This window comes from Pseudomonas sp. LBUM1646 (assembly GCF_059716165.1).
This window is the reverse complement of record NZ_CP166810.1, coordinates 5,446,302-5,464,123: the sequence shown is the minus strand read 5'-3', so window position 1 is coordinate 5,464,123 and position 17,822 is coordinate 5,446,302. Positions and strand designations below refer to the sequence as shown.

Here is a 17,822-nt window from a genome sequence, read left to right as displayed (position 1 = left end):
GAAGCCTGCGTTCGGCGGCGAAGCCGTCGTGAAATCAGGCTCCTCGGTGTATCAGGCAGACCGCGGCGTCTAGATTTACGACGGCTTCGCCGCCGAACGCAGGCTTCGCCAGCTGCTACATAGCTCCCGTATCAGAGGATGGCCGCGTTACTGCGCTGGGCCTGCTTCAAGTAGGCACTCAACTCCCGCGCGGGCAGCGGTTTGCTGTAGTGATAACCCTGACCTTCGTGGCAGCCTTCAGAAATGATGTAGGCCTCTTGCTCGGCGGTTTCCACGCCTTCGGCAATCACCTGCATGCCCAGGCTCTTGCCCAACTGGATGATGGCCCGAACGATGGTGGCATCGTCGTCGTCATCGAGCAGGTCCTGGACGAAGCTCTTGTCGATCTTGATCTTGTCCAGGGGCAGGCTTTTCAGATAGCTCAGGGACGAGTAGCCGGTGCCGAAGTCGTCGATGGCGATCAACGCGCCGGAGCGACGCAGGCTCAGCAAATGCTGGGCAGCGGTGCTGATGTCTTCCATCAGGCCGGTTTCGGTGACTTCCAATTCCAGGCTGCGCGGCGGCAAGCGGTAGATCTGCAGCAGGTTGTTGACCACCCGTGGCAACTCGGCGTGGTGCAGTTGCACGGTGGACAGGTTCACCGCCATGCGCAGGTCGGCGAAACCCTGGTCATGCCAGTCGCGCAATTGCTTGCAGGCCTGATCCAGCACCCACTCACCGATGGCGATGATGGTGCCGTTCTGCTCGGCCAGCGGGATGAACAGGTCCGGTGGCACCAACCCGTGTTCGGGGTGCTGCCAGCGAATCAACGCTTCGACGCCCACCACCCGGTGATCGCGGTAGCTGATTTGCGGTTGGTAGACGAGGTAGAACTGATCGCGGGTCAGGGCGTCGCGCAGGTCTTTTTCCAGTTCGCGGCGGCGGCGCATCTCGCTGTCGACGCTGGCGATATAGAACTGATAGCGGTTGCGCGAGCGAGTCTTGGCCAGGGTCATGGTCTGCTCGGCTTTTTGCAGCAACTTCTCGGTGCTGTCACCGTCCTCGGGGAACAGGGTGATGCCGATGGTGGCGCGCAGGCGGATTTCCTGATGATCGAGGGCAAACGCCGCTTCCAGATCATCGAGAATACTTTGCGCCAGTTCGGCGGCTTCGTAAGGTTGTTCGATGTCGGCCTGAACCAGCGCAAACTGATCGCCGCCGAGACGGGCGAGGGCACCGAGGCGGCCGCTGTGGGCGCGCAGGCGATCGGCCAAGGCCAGCAGCAATTGGTCACCGGTCTGGTAGCTGAATTGTTCGTTGATGCCCTTGAAGTCATCCAGGCCAACGACCAGCACCGCGACCCGACGTTGCAATTTGCCGGCGTCGACGAGGATTTTGTCCAGTTGTTGCTGCAATTGCTGGCGGTTGGGCAGGCCGGTGAGGAAATCGTACTGGGCCATGCGCAGCAGGCTGTTTTCGGCTTCGTGGCGCAGATGGGTGTTGCGTTCGATGGATTCGAGCAACTGGTTGGCGGTGTTGATCCAGATGCCCAATTCGTTCTTTTCGTGACCCTTGATCTGCGGAATCTTGTGTTCGCTGGGGCGGTCGGGGTTGATCTCGGTCAGGTGCTCGATGATCCGCGACAGCGGCTTGGTCAGCAGCCAGTGATAAACCAGGTACAGCACCAGGCCCATGGCGAGGGCGCGTAATACGCCGGAGATGAAGATGATCACCGAGCTGACGATGAAACCCTGGCCATAGGTGGCGGTGTCGAGGGTGATGCTCAGGTCGCCGTAATATTCGCTGTAGGGCCCACGACCCACCAGTTGGGTGGTAAACGTGCGTTCCTGGCCGAGGATCAGGTCGGTCAGCCAGCGGCTGTTGGAATGCTGCAGTTCGCGGGATTTTTGCGCGAGCATGGCTTCGTTGGGATGGCCGATGGAGGCCTGGCGCACGGCGTCGTCCTGGAACAGGCCTTCGATGACCTGCATGCCCATCTCCCGGTCCAGGCTGTAGACGGCCTGGGTCGAGGGGTCGCGGAACATGTCGAGGATGCGCTGGGCATCGCCGGCCACGGCCTGGCGTGTTTTATAGGCATCGAAAACGATCTGCGCGCAGCTCAAGACCACGCCGACGATCAATGCCGACAGGAGCACGACCCGGAGCAACTTCACCGACAAGCTGTTCTTGAGTTCCAGCTTCAAAGGGTTATTCCTTGTTCCGTGCGGGTAGCATCAAGTTGCCATGAGTATTGGCAATCCCGTGATGGCAGTCAAAGGGACAATTAAGCTCAGGGGATTTTGCCTGTAGCTTGGCCAATATGTTGTTGTTTTGAGTATTTGTCCTATTTGTACTGTGTCGGTAGTTTTGGCCTTCAACTTGAGGGGGATCGGGACTATTTTTCCTTTGGGTTGATGTTAGTCCGCTGTGGCTTGGGGGCAAGGGGCTCTTGGCTTGTTTCATCGTAGGAATTTGCGATTGGGCTTGTGGGTCTTGGCGGCCTTCGGGCCGACCATGTTCTTGGTGATGGTGTACATATCCGTTGCTGCGGTAACGGCGGCTTAGGGTTTCGCCCTTACGGCGACTCACTTTTTTGACAAACGCCTCAAAAAAGTAAGCAAAAAAAGGCTCGCCCCGAGCGTCCGGCCCCTCGCTTAGGCTCGGCGTTCCTTCGTTCCGGCATCCATCCGGGGGCATTGCCCTCCGGTCTGCTTCGCTACGACCTACATGCAATGTGTTCGACTGCGTCGAACGGCGCTGCGCGCCAGTCCCCGGATGAACACCTCCACTCAGCCTCCCGAAGGGGCGGGTAGAGCAAGATCAAGATCAAGGGCAGGCGAGCTAACGCTCGGCCTAATGAGTGGTGAGAAGCGGTCGGCGTGCGTCGTTTTTGCTTTTTGATCGTTCCCACGCTCCGCGTGGGAATGCCGCCAGGGACGCTCCGCGTTCTGCTTTTGTTTAATGGGTTGCGAAAATGCCAGACGTTTCCCACGAGGTTTTCAGGTTGCCCGTAGGAAGCGGGTTCAATAACCTTTTGGGTGTCGCTGAAACCTCAGCGATCGGGTGTGAGAACCCGGCAACTTATGGTCATACAGAGCTCGTACACGCATAATTGCCGCCAGTTTATCCTGTCGCAAATGCGTTATGGCGGCTGTGTGCGGGCAGACTTTTGTCTGGCCCGGGTGTCCATGACCGGTTTTCTCACCCCGCACATAGCTGCCACCTCTCGACCGCGTGAGAACGGTAATTGGTGGCCTTCAACGCGTGAGGAATTTTTATGGATAAATTAATCCCAGACCCACCCTACAAATCCAACCCCATGTTCCAGGTTTCCCAGGACATGAACATCGAAACCCTCCTGGCCCACGCCTGTGAGTCATTGGCTTCGGCAAGTGTCCTGGCCAGCGATTTCGCCACCTACCTGAGCGGTTCCCAACGCAGCACCGCGCTAGCGATTGCGCAGGTCGTCATGCTGGCGGATCTTGCCGTGAACAGGGCATTGGATATCGTCGATCCGCAGGACTAGGCATTCCGCCAGGTTGACCGCGTTATCGTTCTTCGCGGGCAAGCCTTGCTCCTACAGGGGTTTGGGGATGCGATGCCCGCGAAGGCGACAAAAAAGGCAACACCTTTCCAGCGCCCATAAAAAAACCCGACCTAAGCCGGGTTTTTTTGACTGGTTTCGATCTTAAGCGGTGAAGGTTTTGCCTTCGAACTGCTCGGCCACGAATTTCCAGTTGACCAGGTTCCAGAACGCTTCGACGTACTTCGGACGAACGTTGCGGTAGTCGATGTAGTAAGCGTGTTCCCAGACGTCGCAGGTCAGCAGCGGGGTGTCGCCGCTGGTCAGCGGGTTGCCGGCGCCGATGGTGCTGGCCAGGGCCAGGGAACCGTCAGCCTTTTTCACCAGCCAGCCCCAGCCGGAACCGAAGGTGCCGATGGAGGTTTTGCTGAATTCTTCTTTGAACTTGTCGAACGAACCGAAAGAAGCGTTGATGGCTTCAGCCAGTGCGCCGGTAGGTTGACCGCCGGCGTTTGGCGCCAGGCAGTTCCAGTAGAAGGTGTGGTTCCAGACCTGAGCGGCGTTGTTGAAGATACCGCCCGAAGAAGATTTAACGATTTCTTCCAGGGTCTTGCCTTCGAACTCGGTGCCTGGCACCAGGTTGTTCAGGTTCACGACGTAGGTGTTGTGGTGCTTGTCGTGGTGATATTCCAGAGTTTCCTTGGAAATGTGCGGCTGCAGGGCATCGTGTGCGTAGGGCAGCGGCGGCAATTCGAAAGCCATGATGATTCTCCTAATCAGGTCAGTTGCGGTGAGCGCAAGGCCGATCACGGGCGGCCAGACAAGCGCCGGGGAGTTTGTACTCTTTGCGGCGCATCGAACCGGATCATAGCACCGGGGGTGCGGCATAACCACGCAACAACTGTGTGGGATAGAGGTTCCAGAGCCTTTTGGAATATTCAGGCCGAGGTGATTAGTTGAATGGCGACAGTAAACATCATGACGGCCACCAACAGGTCGAGAACCCGCCAGGTACTTGGCCGTGCCAGCCACGGCGCCAGCCATGCCGCGCCCAGCGCCAGCGTAAAGAACCACAATAAAGAAGCACTCGCCGCACCAACCACATAAGCGCCGGGCTCGGTCTGTTGTGCGCCGAGGGAGCCGATCAGCAGCACCGTATCCAGATAAACATGCGGATTAAGCAGCGTGACGGCCAAAGCGCTGAGCAACACCGCCCGCAGCGAGCGCACGGTCTGGTTTTCACCTTGCTCCAGGCTCTGTTTCGAGCAGGCCCGGCGCAATGCCTGGCTGCCGTACCAAATCAGAAACACCGCGCCACCCCAACGGGCCACCGCCAGCAGCGTCGGGTTATGCGCCAGCACGGTCGCCAGACCAAACACACCAGCGGCCACCAGCAACGCATCGCAGACGACGCACAACGCCGCTACCGGCAAGTGATGCTCGCGGCGCAGACTCTGGGCCAGCACAAACGCGTTCTGCGTGCCGATCGCCATGATCAGCCCCGCCGCGACCAACAGGCCGTTTACATAGCTTTGCCACATAAAGTTTTACTCCCCGTTGGCTGCCAGATCCCGCAGGACTTGCATGGCGCGTTCGGCATCGGCTTGGCCGACGAATAAATGGTCGTGGTAATAGCCGGCAATCACGTTGCAGCTGATCCCGGCCTTGCCCAACGCCGTGGCGAACGCGGCGGTGAGGCCGACCGCTTCCAGGGCCGAATGCACATTCAAGGTGATCCACGCGGCAACGTAGTCGAAGCTGAAACCGGCTTTTTCGGCGTGGGAACGTTCCAGAATCACCGTCAGACCTTCCTGCTCGCGAAAGCTGCCGATGATTTCAAGTCCGGCCGGCAGCGTGCCGTCACGCAAAGTGCAGAACACGTAGTCGCCGACGTTGAGTTGCGGGCTCATGCTGCGCAGCAGGGTTGCCAATGAAGTTTCGCCAGCCATGTCGGTATTCCTTGTTCAAAAGTTCTTGCTGGCCATTCTCCGGCGCAACGCTGTATAAGAAAAACCAATAGTGCTGATCGCTCATTAGGAAAACTGATGTTCGACTATAAATTGCTTTCTGCCTTGGCCGCCGTGGTCGAGCAGGCCGGATTCGAACGCGCCGCGCAGGTGCTGGGTTTGTCGCAATCGGCGATCTCCCAGCGCATTAAATTGCTGGAGGCGCGGGTCGGCCAACCGGTATTGGTTCGAGTCACACCGCCAGCGCCTACCGAGATCGGTCGGCGTTTGCTCAACCATGTGCAGCAGGTGCGCTTGCTCGAGCGGGATTTGCAGACGTTGGTGCCGGCGCTCGACGAAGAAGGGCTGCCGGAACGCCTGCGCATCGCCCTCAACGCCGACAGCCTCGCCACTTGGTGGGCCGAAGCGGTCGGGGAGTTTTGCGCCGAGCAACATTTGCTGCTCGACCTGGTAGTAGAAGACCAGACCGTGGGCCTCAAACGCATGCGCGCCGGCGAAGTGGCGGCCTGTGTTTGTGCCAGCGAACGCCCGGTGGCCGGGGCCCGCAGTGTGTTATTGGGTGCTATGCGCTACCGGGCGCTGGCCAGCCCGGCATTTATTGCCCGGCATTTTCCCGAAGGGGTGCGCGCCGAGTTGCTGCCGCGCACCCCGGCGCTGGTGTTTGGCCCGGACGATTTCCTACAACATCGCTACCTCGCGTCCCTGGGCGTGGATGGCGGTTTCGAACACCATTTATGCCCATCGTCCGAAGGCTTTATCCGCCTCACGGAAGCCGGGTTGGGCTGGGGCCTGGTGCCGGAATTGCAGGTGCGCGAGCAGCTGCAACGTGGTGTTTTAGTAGAGCTTTTGCCAGATAAGCCCATCGATGTGCCGCTGTACTGGCATCATTGGCGCAATGGCGGTCAACTGCTGGGTTTACTCACCGATCAATTGGTATGTTCGTCGAAGCAATGGCTGGTGCCTTCGGCACAGTTGTAAGCGTCAAGCTGCAAGCTGCAAGTGAAGAGCTTGCGGTGTGTTTTTTAAACTTGCGGCTTGAAGCTCGCAGCTGCTTTTAGGATCTCTACATGAAAATTTTGGTCACCGGCGCAAGCGGCTTCATTGGCGGACGCTTTGCGCGTTTCGCCCTGGAGCAGGGCCTGGACGTGCGGGTCAACGGTCGCCGGGCGGAAGGCGTCGAGCACCTGGTGCGCCGTGGCGCTGAATTTGTTCAGGGTGACTTGAGCGATCCTGAACTGGTGCGCGACCTGTGCTCGGACGTCGAAGCCGTGGTGCATTGCGCCGGTGCCGTCGGTTTGTGGGGCCGTTATCAGGACTTTCACCAGGGCAACGTCCAGGTCACCGAAAACGTGGTTGAGGCCTGCCTCAAGCAACGGGTTCGGCGCCTGGTGCACTTGTCGTCGCCGTCGATCTACTTCGATGGCCGCGATCATCTGGGCCTGACCGAAGAGCAGGTGCCCAAGCGATTCAAGCATCACTATGCGGCGACCAAGTTCCTCGCCGAGCAAAAGGTCTTCGGCGCCCAGGAGTTCGGCCTCGAAACCATCGCCCTGCGCCCGCGTTTCGTCACCGGCGCCGGTGATATGAGCATCTTCCCGCGCCTGCTGAAGATGCAGCGCAAGGGGCGTCTGGCGATTGTCGGCAACGGCCTGAACAAGGTCGATTTCACCAGCATGCAAAACCTCAACGAAGCGTTGCTCAGCAGTTTGCTGGCCGGCGGTTCGGCGTTGGGCAAGGCCTACAACATTAGCAACGGTACGCCCGTGCCGTTGTGGGATGTGGTCAATTACGTCATGCGCAAAATGGACGTCCCACAGGTCACTCGCTATCGGTCCTACGGCCTGGCCTACAGCGTCGCGGCGCTCAACGAAGGCGTGTGCAAACTCTGGCCGGGACGCCCCGAGCCGACCCTGTCGCGCCTGGGCATGCAGGTGATGAACAAAAATTTCACCCTGGACATCAGCCGCGCCCGGCATTATCTGGACTACGATCCGAAAGTCAGTCTCTGGGCCGCCCTCGATGAGTTCTGCGTCTGGTGGAAGGCTCAGGATATTCGCTGAACCCTGTAGCACCTTTCTCGACACTGAACCGAGTGCAGGGTTGAGGGTCAACCCATGCGGCAGTGGGGGTTATACTTCGCCGCATCAAGCCATCACCGCGTTCCACAAAGGTTGACTCAATGTCCATGCGTAACGATGCCAACGACGACTTCGACGATGTACCGAGCCTGCGTGCCGACATCCCTGATGACGATGATTTTCCGACCACCCCGGCTGCCCGTGAACGCACCAGTGTGCACTCGCGTCCAGTGCCGGTGACCAAGGTCAAAAGCGCCAGCACCGGCCCGTTGTGGGCACTGGTCGGCGCCTTGTTTTTCGCCTTCGCGGGTCTGGCCTGGTGGAGCTTCCAGCAGATCTCGCTGATGGAGCAGCAACTGGTGGCGACCCAGGAAAGTTTCGCGCGGATCAGTGAGGAAGCGGCGGGGCGTTTGCAGGACATTTCTGGCAAGGTGGTGGCCAGTCAGTCCAATGTCTCCAGCGACAGCGAAGCGCTGAAGCTGCAGATCAAACAACTGGAAAGCAAACTTCAGGACCAGAGCCAGGCACAGCTGGGCGTGGTCGGCCAGACCAGCGATCTGGACAAACGGCTGGCGCAGATGACCGCGCAAACCACGGCACAAACGGCGGCCAACACCCAATTGCAGGCCCAGGTGAAAACCCTGAGCACTGACCTGGCGACCCTGAAAAGCACGCCGGCCGACACCAGCAAAGTCGACGCCGAGCTGAAAAGCCTCAATGCCGATATCGCTGCGCTGAAGAAACAGGGCAACCCGAGCGCCGCGATCGATCGTCTGGAACAGGAAATTGTCGTGCTCAAAAGCGAACAGGACAACCGCCCGACTCCTACGCCAAGTGGCGCCAATACCGCCGAATTCGACGCCTTCCGCGCCCAGACCACCCGCAACCTCAACACCCTTCAAGCGCAGATCCAGAATTTGCAGCAGCAGCTCAACGCCCGGGCGCGATAACCCGGCACACCTTGTGTAGCAGCTGGCGAAGCCTGCGTTCGGCGGCGAAGCCGTCGTGAGATCAGACGACGCGGTGTGTCATGCAAACCGCGTTGTATGGATTTACGACAGCTTCGCCGCCGAACGCAGGCTTCGCCAGCGGCTACAGATCCTGAATATCCATCCATATCCCCAACCCCGTCTACGCTCTTGAAACATCAACAAGAACGAGGGATGCGCTATGGGGTTTGTGCACAAGATGGCCTGGCTGATGGGGATGCTGTTGCTGAGCCTGGGTCAGGTTCAGGCGGCCACGGCAACCAAGGATGACAGCCAGGCCGCCCGGGCCTTGCTGGAAAAAGCCCTGGCGTACTACCACGACAACGGCGACAAGGCCTTCGCGGCGTTCAGCCGTCAGGGCGAGTTTGTCGACAAGGACCGTTACGTCTTTGTGGTCGACACCAAGGGCGTCATGCTCGCCAGCGGTGGGCCGTCCTCGGCGTTGATCGGGCGCGATGTGTCCGACACGCTGCCGCCGGATTTGCAGAAAGCCTTCAAGGACGCCTTGAAAGTGCCGGAAGGCAACGGCATCCAGCAGGCCGAATACCGCTGGCAGAACTGGGCCGACGGCAAGGTTGAGCGCAAGCACGTGTTCTATCAGCGCATCGGGCAGCGGATCCTGGCGGTCGGTTACTACCTGCCGCGGGCGTCAGCCGAACAGGCAATGGCCTTGCTGAACAAAGCGTCCCTTGATCTGGCCCAGGACGAGAAGGGCACGCTGACGGCGATCAACTCGCTCAAGGGCGGGTATCTGCAGGACGATTTATACGTCTTCGTGGTGGACCTGGATAACCAGCGCTACGTCGCCCATGGCACCAATCTGCGGCTGATCAATACCGACTTCAGCAAGGTCAACGACCCTGAAGGCAAACCCGTGGGCGAGCCGATTCTGGCGTTGATCGCCAAGCAGGATCAGGGTGAATACGAATACCGCTGGAAGAATCCGGTGACCGGGAAGGTTGAGGACAAGCATGCCTATCTGAAGAAGGTTGGGCATTTTCTGGTGGCTGTCGGGTATTACAGCCCTTGAGAGATGATCGTTCCCACGCTCCGCGTGGGAATGCAGCCCGGGACGCTCTGCGTCCCAAAGCGGACGCGGAGCGTCCATTGAGGCATTCCCACGCAGAGCGTGGGAACGATCAGTGGGTATTACCGGACCTTGTCTTCCCGCCCCCGCAACACCCTGTTCGGCATCGCAATCGCCGCCGCCAACCCCAGCAACGACACTGCCGCACTGACCATCAGCAAATGCCGGAATGTCAGCAGCAACTCCGCACGCAAGGCGTTCTGTGTCTCCCCCGGCGCGGCGTTCAAACCGTCGAGCAAGACATTTCCAGAGCGGCCTTCGCCAATCGCCGAGCCGGCCAAATGGGCGAAACTGGAATCCTGTAACAGCGCCAGCAACAGCGCCGACATCAACGCCACGCCCACCGCACCACCCAACGAACGGAACAGGTTGGTGGTGCTGGTGGCCACGCCGATGTCCCGTTGCTCGACCGAGTTTTGCGTACCCACCAATGAAGTCGGGAATTGCATGCCACTGGCGATCCCGCTGAGCAACATGAACAGACTGCTCATCAGCAAGGCCTGGGGCGCGCTGAACGCCATGCCGAGAATCGAGATCGGCATCAGCAGCGCGCCGGTCAGGATCATCGGCTTGTAGCGACCGGTCACCGAAGTCCGGCGCCCAGCGAAATAAGCGCCGATCGGCAAGCCAATCGCTAACGGCAACAGGTGCAGCGCGGCGCTGTCGGCCCCGGCGCCGGTGACGCTCTGGAAGCGCAGCGGCATCAGCACGATCAGGGAAATCGCCTGGAAACTGGTGAAGAAAATCGTGCACCAGCAGAAGATCGCGGTGCGGTTGGCGAATAAATGCATCGGCAACAGCGGCTCCCGCGCGCGGCGCTCATGCCAGACGAACACCGCCAGCACCACCACCGCGCAACCCAGCAGCCCGAGTACTTCGGCGCTGCGCCACGAGTGACCCTGGCCAACTTGGGTGATGCCCAGCAGCAGTGCCGTCAGCCCGATGATCATCAGCACTGTGCCGAGGTAATCGATGATCGGTTTGCGCTGCGGCACCGGCAGCCCGACCAATGTGCGATTGGCCACCAGCCACGCGCCGAGGCCCAGCGGCAGGTTGATCAGGAACACCCAGCGCCACGACAGGTATTCGGTCATGTACCCGCCGAGCACCGGCCCGGCGACGCTGGCCACCGCGTACATGCTGCTGAAATAACCCTGATAACGACCGCGTTCCCGGGGCGGGACGATGTCGCCGATGATCGCCTGGCTGACCGAAATCATCCCGCCGGCGCCAATCCCCTGAAGGATCCGCGCCAGCACCAGTTGCTCCATGCTCTGGGCCATGCCGCAAAAGAACGAGGCAACCGTGAACAGGCCCATGCCGAACAACATCAATTTGCGTCGGCCGTACAGATCGCCAAGCTTGCCGTAGATCGGCACCGCGACGGTCATCGCGACCATGTAGCCGGCAATCACCCAGGCCAGCAGGCTCACATCCTTGAACTGGGCGGAGATGGCCGGCATCGACACGGCGACGATGGTCTGGTCCAGCGCGCCGAGAAAGATCGCCAGCATCAGGGCGATCAACACGCTGCGGATGGCCGGTTTGGGCGTCTCAGGCTGGTTCAGATTGGTCACGGGTAAAACCTGCGGGCAGTGATTTTCCCGCAAGAGGCAAGGCGAGCGGGTTAGTGCTCGCCAGTGTAAGTCGGTAGCAAGCTATTCGATAGCCTCGTATGGAAGTCCGACGTAATTTTCTGCAATGGTTTTTCGGCCGGCCTCGGAGTGCACAAAGTAGTCCAGCTCCGAGGCGCTGATGCGTTGGCTGAAGGCATCGTGCTCGTCGAAGCGGTGCAGCATCGAGGTCATCCACCAGGAAAATCGTTCGGCTTTCCAGACCCGGCGCAGGCAGATTTGCGAGTACTTCTCCAGCAAGTCCACGCGCCCGTCGCGGTAAACCTTCAGCAGAATATTGAACAGCGTACTGACATCGCTGGCCGCCAGGTTCAGGCCCTTGGCGCCGGTGGGCGGGACGATGTGCGCGGCGTCGCCAACCAAAAACATCCGCCCGTATTGCATCGGCTCCACGACGAAACTGCGCAGCGGCGCGATGCTTTTCTCGATGGACGGCCCGGTGACCAGTTTGTCCGCCAACGTCTGAGGCAGACGGGATTTGAGTTCGTCCCAGAAGCGTTGATCGGACCAGTCCTCGACGTTCTCCTCGGTCGGCACTTGCAGGTAATAACGCGTTCGAGTCGCCGAACGCATGCTGCACAGCGCAAACCCACGTTCGTGGCGGGCGTACACCAGTTCTTCGTGGACCGGCGGGGTGTCGGCCAGAATCCCCAGCCAGCCGAATGGATAGACCCGTTCGAAGACCTTCAGGCAGTCGGCGGGAATCGCCTGCCGCGCCACGCCATGAAAACCATCGCACCCGGCGATGTAGTCGCAATCGAGGCGATACGTCTCGCCATCCTTTTCGAAAGTGACAAAGGTTTCATCGGTTTTCATCCCGTGAGGAACGACGTTGCTCGCTTGATAAATCGTCTGCGCCCCGGCGTCCCGACGGGCGGCCATCAGGTCGCGGGTGACTTCGGTCTGGCCGTAGATCATCACGGTTTTGCCACCGGTCAGGGCGTGCAGATCGATGTGTACCTGGCGGCCATCGAGGGCCAGGTCGAAGCCGCCATGGACCAGCCCTTCGGCGTCCATGCGCTGACCGACGCCGGCCTGGCGCAACAGCTCTACCATGCCTTGTTCGAGGACCCCGGCGCGGATTCGGCCGAGTACATAATCGGGTGTCTGACGTTCAAGAATGAGGGTGTCGATGCCGGCGTTGTGCAGCAACTGGCCGAGCAATAGACCGGATGGGCCGGCACCAATGATGGCGATTTGGGTCTTCAGCGTTTTCATTGTTTTTATGACTCGCAAGCTTCACGCGACCATGGCCGGTGAATAATTTTTATGGATCGAGTGCTTGCATTTTTCTCTTGCGAGTCTGTCAATTGAAGGGGAAAACTGAGCCGATACCTGTACATTCTGCCAATCGGTGCGATTATCGCCCCGACTACTACGAGGCCTGGATTGAAGTGATGAACAAGCCTGACCTGCCTTCGATTCCGGTGTTCAAGCTCTACGGTGAAAGCCTGGACTGGCCGACCCCCGACTTGCTGCACTGTGAAACCATTTCCAAACGCAGCCGCGAACATCAATGGGAAATCAAACCCCACCGCCACGCTGATTTGTGCCAGTTACTCTTCGTCTTCAAAGGTCAGGCAGAGCTTGAAATCGAAGGTAAACGCACGCAACTGACCGATCCGGCGATGCTGATCCTGCCGCCGCTGTCGGTGCACGGTTATCGCTTTTCCGAAGACGTTGAAGGTTTCGTCGTGACTCTGGCCGCGCCATTGGTCGCCCATTTGCAGTCACAACTGGGGAACTCGGTGAACACCCTGGCCCAGGCCGAAAGCTACCCGGCGGGCAAGGACAGCGAGTACCTCAACAGCCTGTTTTCAGCGTTGCAAAGCGAATACACCAGCCATCAACCGGCCCGGGAAATGCTCATGCATTCGCTGGTCAGCGTGATCATGGTCTGGGTCAGCCGTCAGGTGATTCAGCGGCGTAACGCCAGTCAGCGACCGCAGCGCGCCCGGGAATACCTCAACGGCTTTATTCAACTGGTGGAAGAGACTTACCGCCAGCACGTCAAGGTCGAGGACCTGGCCCATCGGCTGGGGATTTCCGTGTCGCATCTCAACGGCACCTGCCGTGAGCTGGCGGGGCAACCGGCGTTGCAGATCATGCACGAACGACAGCTGCTGGAAGCCAAGCGCCTGCTGACTTACACCAGCATGACCATTTATGAAATGTCCGACGTGTTGGGGTTTTCCGATCCCACCAACTTCACGCGCCTGTTCCGGCGTCGCGTGGGGATCTCACCCAAGGCCTTCCGCGACCGTTTGAAGGCCGATCAGGACAACGAGGCCTGACGTTCTTCGCTAGCGAAGGGCGTTGAGGGTCGCGTTGTGGGGAATGCAGCGCTCGTAATTGCAGCTCGCGAACTCGCGAGGCAGGTTGCGCAACTGCTCGACCCGCCAGGCGGCGGTGCCATACAGCGCCAGCGTCGCCGCGCAGGTGATGAAAATGGCGAGGTATCTTCTTGTTCTGATGTTCATGGCGTTGACCTCTGAACGAATACCCTTGGGTACTTACATTCAGCATAGGTCAGACGTGGGCAGCCGCAAGCGGCAAGTTTTGAGCTGCAAGCCGTGCGCCCTTTAACTTGCGGCTTGCAGCTTAAAACTAGTAGATGCCTCTATCCCATTCCGGCTCTTCGGGAAACCTGAGCACCAGGAAGTCCAGCATGCTGCGCATCGTCGACGGCATGTGCTTGCGTGAGGCGTACACCGCATACATGTTCATTTGCCGCGGCTCGGCATGCGCCAGCACGCGGATCAACTCGCCGCTGTGAATATGCACGCCGGCCTGGTAACTCGGCAGCATCGCCACCCCGGCGCCGGCCATGGTGGCACGCAACAGGGTGCTGGCCTCGTTGGCGCTGATATTGCCTTGCACCGGCACCGAGACCTGCTCGCCGTCCTGCTCGAAATGCCAGAGGCTTTTGCCGAAGTAGGAGTGGGTCAGGCAATTGTGCTGGCTCAGGTCCTCTACCCGTTGTGGCGTCGGGTGTTCTTCCAGGTACGCCGGGGAGGCGCAGATCACCGAGCGGCACACCGTCAGCCGCCGGGCGATCAGGTTCGGGTCCAGGTCGTTGCTGGTGCGGATCGCCAGGTCGATGCGTTCGTCCACCAGGTTCACCGTGCGGTCGATCATTTGCATGTCGATGCTGACACCGGGGTAACGCTTGACGTAGTCGGCCATGGCGTCCGCCAGTTGTGCCTGGCCGAACGAGGTGCTGACGCTGATGCGCAGCAGGCCACGGGGCGCCTCGTCCGGTTCGCTGATGGCGGCTTGCATGTCGGTGGTCAGGTCGAGCATCTGCCGGCAGCGTGGCAGGATTTCGCTGCCCGCCGCAGTCAGGCTCAACTTGCGCGTGGTGCGGTGCATCAGCCGGGCGCCGACCCAGTCCTCCAGCTCCGCCAGATAGCGCGATACCACTGGCCGCGACAGGTCCAGGTGATCGGCAGCCGCCGACTGGCTGCCCAGGTCCACCACCGAGACAAACACCTGCATTGCTTGTAGACGATCCATGATTTGCCCACTTTTAGAAACAAACTATGTTCAAGCATCGCATTTTTTGTACTGAAATTGGCAACTAAGCTCTGTCCCCGTTAGGAGCTCTGTAGGCGCTGACGAGTGCAACGAGGCTGCGATCTTTTGATCTTTCGCTTGCGACTCAAGTGAACGAGGAAAGATCGCAGCCTCGTTGCACTCGACAGCGCCTACAGGGACATAGACATCAGCCAGCCCTGGCCATCGACAACGGAGCAACAGATGATCGGTTTCACCGCAATCAAGCGCATTCTCCTGGCAACCGCCGCCCTCGGTTTCGCAGCTCACGCGGCGGCCTCGACTCTGACCCTGGATGTCTACAACCCGGGCGACAAGGCAATCTTCCCGGTGACTTCGGTGCTGGTCAGCGGCGAGAAAGAGGCGATCCTGGTGGACGCGCAGTTCGGCAAATCCCAAGCCGAGCAAGTGGTGCAGAAGATCCGCGCCAGCGGCAAGCAACTGACCACCATCTACATCAGCGACGGTGACCCGGATTACTACTTCGGCCTCGACACCCTGACCGCAGCCTTCCCGAACGCCAAAGTGCTGGCCTCACAGCCGACCGTCGATCACATCAAGCAAACCGTCGACGGCAAACTGGCCTTCTGGGGCCCGAAAATGGGCGCCGATGTGCCGGCCAAAACCATTGTCCCAGGCGTGCTCAAGGGCGACAGCCTGATGCTTGAAGGGCAGAAATTGCAGGTGGTGGGCCTGGATGGCAAGCAGCCGGATCGCAGCTTCGTGTGGATTCCGTCGATCAAGGCAGTGGTCGGTGGCGTGGTCGTCGCTGAGAACATCCATGTGTGGATGGCTGATACCCAGACCCCGCAGTCCCACGCTGATTGGTTGACTACGCTGCATTCGATCGAAACCCTGAAGCCGAAAACCATCGTGCCGGGACATTACCTGGGTGAGAGCGCTCGTTCCCTGGCCGCCGTGCAGTTCACCGCCGATTACATCACGGCCTTCGACGAAGAAACCGCCAAGGCCAAAGACTCCGCCGCGCTGATTACGGCGATGAAAAAACGCTACCCGACCCTGGGCGAAGAAAGCTCGCTGGAGTTGAGCGCCAAAGTCGCCAAGGGCGAGATGAAGTGGTAACCCGCTGACCCAGATCGTTCCCACGCTCCGCGTGGGAATGCCTCAACGGACGCTCCGCGTTCGGCTGTTGATGGGACGCGGAGCGTCCCGAGCTGCATTCCCACGCGGAGCGTGGGAATGATCAATACATTCAACCCAACTGGAGAACGTCATGAGCAAAATCGCAATCATCGGTGCCACCGGTCGTGCCGGTAGCCAACTGTTGGAAGAAGCCCTGCGTCGCGGTCACAGTGTTACGGCCATCGCCCGGGATACGTCGAAGATCGGCCAGCGCGACGGTGTGGTCAGCAAGAACGTCGATGCTCTGGATGCCAGCGCCTTGCAGGCCGCTGTTGCCGGGCATGACGTGGTCATCAGCGCCGCACACTTCTTGACACTGCCGGCCAGCGCCGTGATCGGGCCGGTGAAAAAGGCCGGAGTCAAACGTCTGCTGGTGGTGGGTGGGGCTGGTTCGTTGTTGCTACCAACGGGTGGCCGCGTCATCGACAGCGATGGCTTCCCTGAGGAATACAAGGCTGAGGCGAGTGCCGGGGCGTTGTTCCTGGAAAACCTGCGTCAGGAGAAGGAACTGGACTGGACCTTCGTATCGCCATCAGCGGAGTTTGTTGAAGGTGAACGCACGGGCACGTTCCGGATCGGCAAGGATGATTTGCTGGTGAGTGCCGAGGGCCGGAGCTGGATCACGTTCGCCGATTATGCGATTGCGCTGCTGGATGAAGTGGAAGCGCCGAAGCATTCGCGGCAGCGGTTTGCCGTCGGTTACTGATCGGCTGATCGACGCTAACCTGTCACCGATCGTTCCCACGCTCTGCGTGGGAATGCAGCCCGTGACGCTCCGCGTCACTGGACGCGAAGCGTCCCTAGAGGCATTCCCACGCAGAGCGTGGGAACGATCAACCGTGGATACCGGGTTTACGACTGCTGCGCAGCCGAACGCAGGCTTCGCCAGCTGCTACAGGGATTCGGTTTGCCGCGCTTGTGCCTGCTCCACCAACCACCCCAACAATTCCTGCAACTTCGGCGAAGGTGCCGGCTTCTGCGGCAGCACCAGGTAATACGCCAGCCCGGTTTTCACCTTCAATTCAAATGGCATGACCAGCCGCCCGGCACTCAGGTCATCGCCGATCAACGACCAATCGCCAATCGCTACGCCTGTTCCTTGGGACGCCATCGACATCGCCAGATCCAGCGTTTCAAAATGCTGACCCTTGCCGACATTGCTCAAGTAAACATCCGCCGAGGCCAGCCACGCCTTCCAGTCCCGTTCATCGCGGGTCGGGTGCAGCAGCATGTGTTGTTCCAGATCCTCCGGCGCCTGCAACGGCACTGGCCCTTCAAGATAGGGCTTGGAACACACCGGTGTCAGTTGTTCGTCGAACAGTCGATGGGACGCCAGTGACGTATCCGGTGGTACGCCGTAGATCACCGCCGCATCGAACTGTTCACGATGAAAATCCACGCCGTGCCTGACGGTCGTGGTCAGTTCCACCGGCACGTCCGGGCGTTCCTTTTGCCATTGCATCAGGCGCGGCAACAACCAGCGCATCACGCAGGTCGGGGCCTTGAGTTGCAGGGTTTCGCGTTTCGCGCCGATCTGTTCCACCGCCTCGTCGATCAAGCCGAAAATCTGCTGCACACGCGGCAGCCACTCCCGTCCTTCGGCGGTCAGGTCGAGGCCGCGGGCCTGGCGAATGAACAGCTCATAACCCAAATGATCTTCCAGCCCGGCGATCTGCCGGCTCACCGCGCCCTGGGTGATGTGCAACTGCTCGGCGGCCCGGGTGAAGTTGCAACACTGGGCCGTGATCAGAAAAGTGTGCAGGGCGGGCAGGGGAGGCAGTCGTTTCATGAGGACCCAAGGTATGACGTGAGGACATGGCTAGTATGACTTTTTATCCATTGTTGCGGCTACGTGTCGCCCGTTCCA

The 17,822-nt window shown here is 59.9% G+C and carries 17 protein-coding genes; 8 read left to right on the top strand and 9 right to left on the bottom strand.

The window, feature by feature from the left end:
• Nucleotides 1-131 precede the first annotated feature (131 nt).
• On the bottom strand, nucleotides 132-2,183 hold the full coding sequence (locus ACA071_RS24855) for a putative bifunctional diguanylate cyclase/phosphodiesterase (RefSeq protein ID WP_497641539.1): 2,052 nt from the start codon (nucleotides 2,181-2,183) through the stop codon (nucleotides 132-134).
• 1,073 nt (nucleotides 2,184-3,256) lie between these two features.
• Between ACA071_RS24855 and ACA071_RS24850 the strand changes: the two genes are divergently transcribed.
• Entirely contained in the window at nucleotides 3,257-3,505 is a 249-nt protein-coding gene (locus ACA071_RS24850; protein ID WP_169373340.1) for a DUF6124 family protein, read from the top strand.
• 162 nt (nucleotides 3,506-3,667) lie between these two features.
• Here ACA071_RS24850 and ACA071_RS24845 read toward each other — a convergent pair whose 3' ends face one another.
• The 3 genes from ACA071_RS24845 to ACA071_RS24835 form a co-directional block, all read right to left on the bottom strand.
• Nucleotides 3,668-4,264 carry a superoxide dismutase gene (locus ACA071_RS24845; RefSeq protein WP_092278687.1) on the bottom strand — a complete coding sequence of 199 codons (597 nt, stop codon included), beginning with the start codon at nucleotides 4,262-4,264 and terminating at the stop codon, nucleotides 3,668-3,670.
• A 176-nt stretch (nucleotides 4,265-4,440) separates the two neighbouring features.
• A complete protein-coding gene (locus ACA071_RS24840) occupies nucleotides 4,441-5,043 on the bottom strand; it encodes a LysE/ArgO family amino acid transporter (RefSeq protein WP_497641538.1) in 603 nt (200 codons plus the stop codon).
• 6 nt (nucleotides 5,044-5,049) lie between these two features.
• Nucleotides 5,050-5,451: an ACT domain-containing protein gene (locus ACA071_RS24835; RefSeq protein WP_497641537.1), complete on the bottom strand. Its 402-nt coding sequence runs from the start codon at nucleotides 5,449-5,451 to the stop codon at nucleotides 5,050-5,052.
• Between the two features lie 96 nt (nucleotides 5,452-5,547).
• Here ACA071_RS24835 and ACA071_RS24830 point away from each other — a divergent pair, with 96 nt between their 5' ends.
• From ACA071_RS24830 to ACA071_RS24815, 4 genes are all read left to right on the top strand, one after another.
• A complete protein-coding gene (locus ACA071_RS24830; protein WP_497641536.1) occupies nucleotides 5,548-6,447 on the top strand; it encodes a LysR family transcriptional regulator ArgP in 900 nt (299 codons plus the stop codon).
• Nucleotides 6,448-6,536: 89 nt separating this feature from the next.
• Nucleotides 6,537-7,529, top strand: a complete 993-nt coding sequence (locus tag ACA071_RS24825; protein ID WP_497641535.1) for an NAD-dependent epimerase/dehydratase family protein — start codon at nucleotides 6,537-6,539, stop codon at nucleotides 7,527-7,529.
• A 119-nt stretch (nucleotides 7,530-7,648) separates the two neighbouring features.
• Entirely contained in the window at nucleotides 7,649-8,497 is an 849-nt protein-coding gene (locus ACA071_RS24820; protein ID WP_497641534.1) for an ATPase, read from the top strand.
• Nucleotides 8,498-8,717: 220 nt separating this feature from the next.
• On the top strand, nucleotides 8,718-9,566 hold the full coding sequence (locus ACA071_RS24815) for a cache domain-containing protein (protein WP_497641533.1): 849 nt from the start codon (nucleotides 8,718-8,720) through the stop codon (nucleotides 9,564-9,566).
• A 119-nt stretch (nucleotides 9,567-9,685) separates the two neighbouring features.
• On the opposite strand, the gene ACA071_RS24810 is transcribed toward ACA071_RS24815, so the two are convergent.
• Together ACA071_RS24810 and pobA are read right to left on the bottom strand one after the other, a co-directional pair.
• The gene (locus ACA071_RS24810) at nucleotides 9,686-11,200 is read right to left on the bottom strand and encodes an MDR family MFS transporter (RefSeq protein WP_497641532.1); all 1,515 of its coding nucleotides are present in this window, start codon (nucleotides 11,198-11,200) and stop codon (nucleotides 9,686-9,688) included.
• An 81-nt stretch (nucleotides 11,201-11,281) separates the two neighbouring features.
• Entirely contained in the window at nucleotides 11,282-12,475 is a 1,194-nt protein-coding gene (gene pobA, locus ACA071_RS24805) for a 4-hydroxybenzoate 3-monooxygenase (protein ID WP_497641531.1), read from the bottom strand.
• 179 nt (nucleotides 12,476-12,654) lie between these two features.
• Between pobA and ACA071_RS24800 the strand changes: the two genes are divergently transcribed.
• A complete protein-coding gene (locus tag ACA071_RS24800) occupies nucleotides 12,655-13,551 on the top strand; it encodes a helix-turn-helix domain-containing protein (protein WP_497641530.1) in 897 nt (298 codons plus the stop codon).
• Between the two features lie 9 nt (nucleotides 13,552-13,560).
• Here ACA071_RS24800 and ACA071_RS24795 read toward each other — a convergent pair whose 3' ends face one another.
• Complete coding sequence (locus tag ACA071_RS24795; protein WP_166656028.1) at nucleotides 13,561-13,737, bottom strand: hypothetical protein; 177 nt, start codon at nucleotides 13,735-13,737, stop codon at nucleotides 13,561-13,563.
• A gap of 127 nt (nucleotides 13,738-13,864) precedes the next feature.
• Nucleotides 13,865-14,773, bottom strand: a complete 909-nt coding sequence (locus ACA071_RS24790) for a LysR family transcriptional regulator (RefSeq protein ID WP_497641529.1) — start codon at nucleotides 14,771-14,773, stop codon at nucleotides 13,865-13,867.
• Between the two features lie 243 nt (nucleotides 14,774-15,016).
• On the opposite strand from ACA071_RS24790, the gene ACA071_RS24785 reads away from it, so the two are divergent.
• Together ACA071_RS24785 and ACA071_RS24780 are read left to right on the top strand one after the other, a co-directional pair.
• Nucleotides 15,017-15,895: an MBL fold metallo-hydrolase gene (locus ACA071_RS24785; RefSeq protein WP_497641528.1), complete on the top strand. Its 879-nt coding sequence runs from the start codon at nucleotides 15,017-15,019 to the stop codon at nucleotides 15,893-15,895.
• A gap of 151 nt (nucleotides 15,896-16,046) precedes the next feature.
• Complete coding sequence (locus tag ACA071_RS24780) at nucleotides 16,047-16,661, top strand: NAD(P)-dependent oxidoreductase (RefSeq protein ID WP_497641527.1); 615 nt, start codon at nucleotides 16,047-16,049, stop codon at nucleotides 16,659-16,661.
• Nucleotides 16,662-16,847: 186 nt separating this feature from the next.
• Here the strand turns inward: ACA071_RS24780 and ACA071_RS24775 are convergent, their stop codons facing one another.
• Nucleotides 16,848-17,744: a LysR substrate-binding domain-containing protein gene (locus ACA071_RS24775; protein WP_497641526.1), complete on the bottom strand. Its 897-nt coding sequence runs from the start codon at nucleotides 17,742-17,744 to the stop codon at nucleotides 16,848-16,850.
• Between the last annotated feature and the right edge of the window lie 78 nt (nucleotides 17,745-17,822).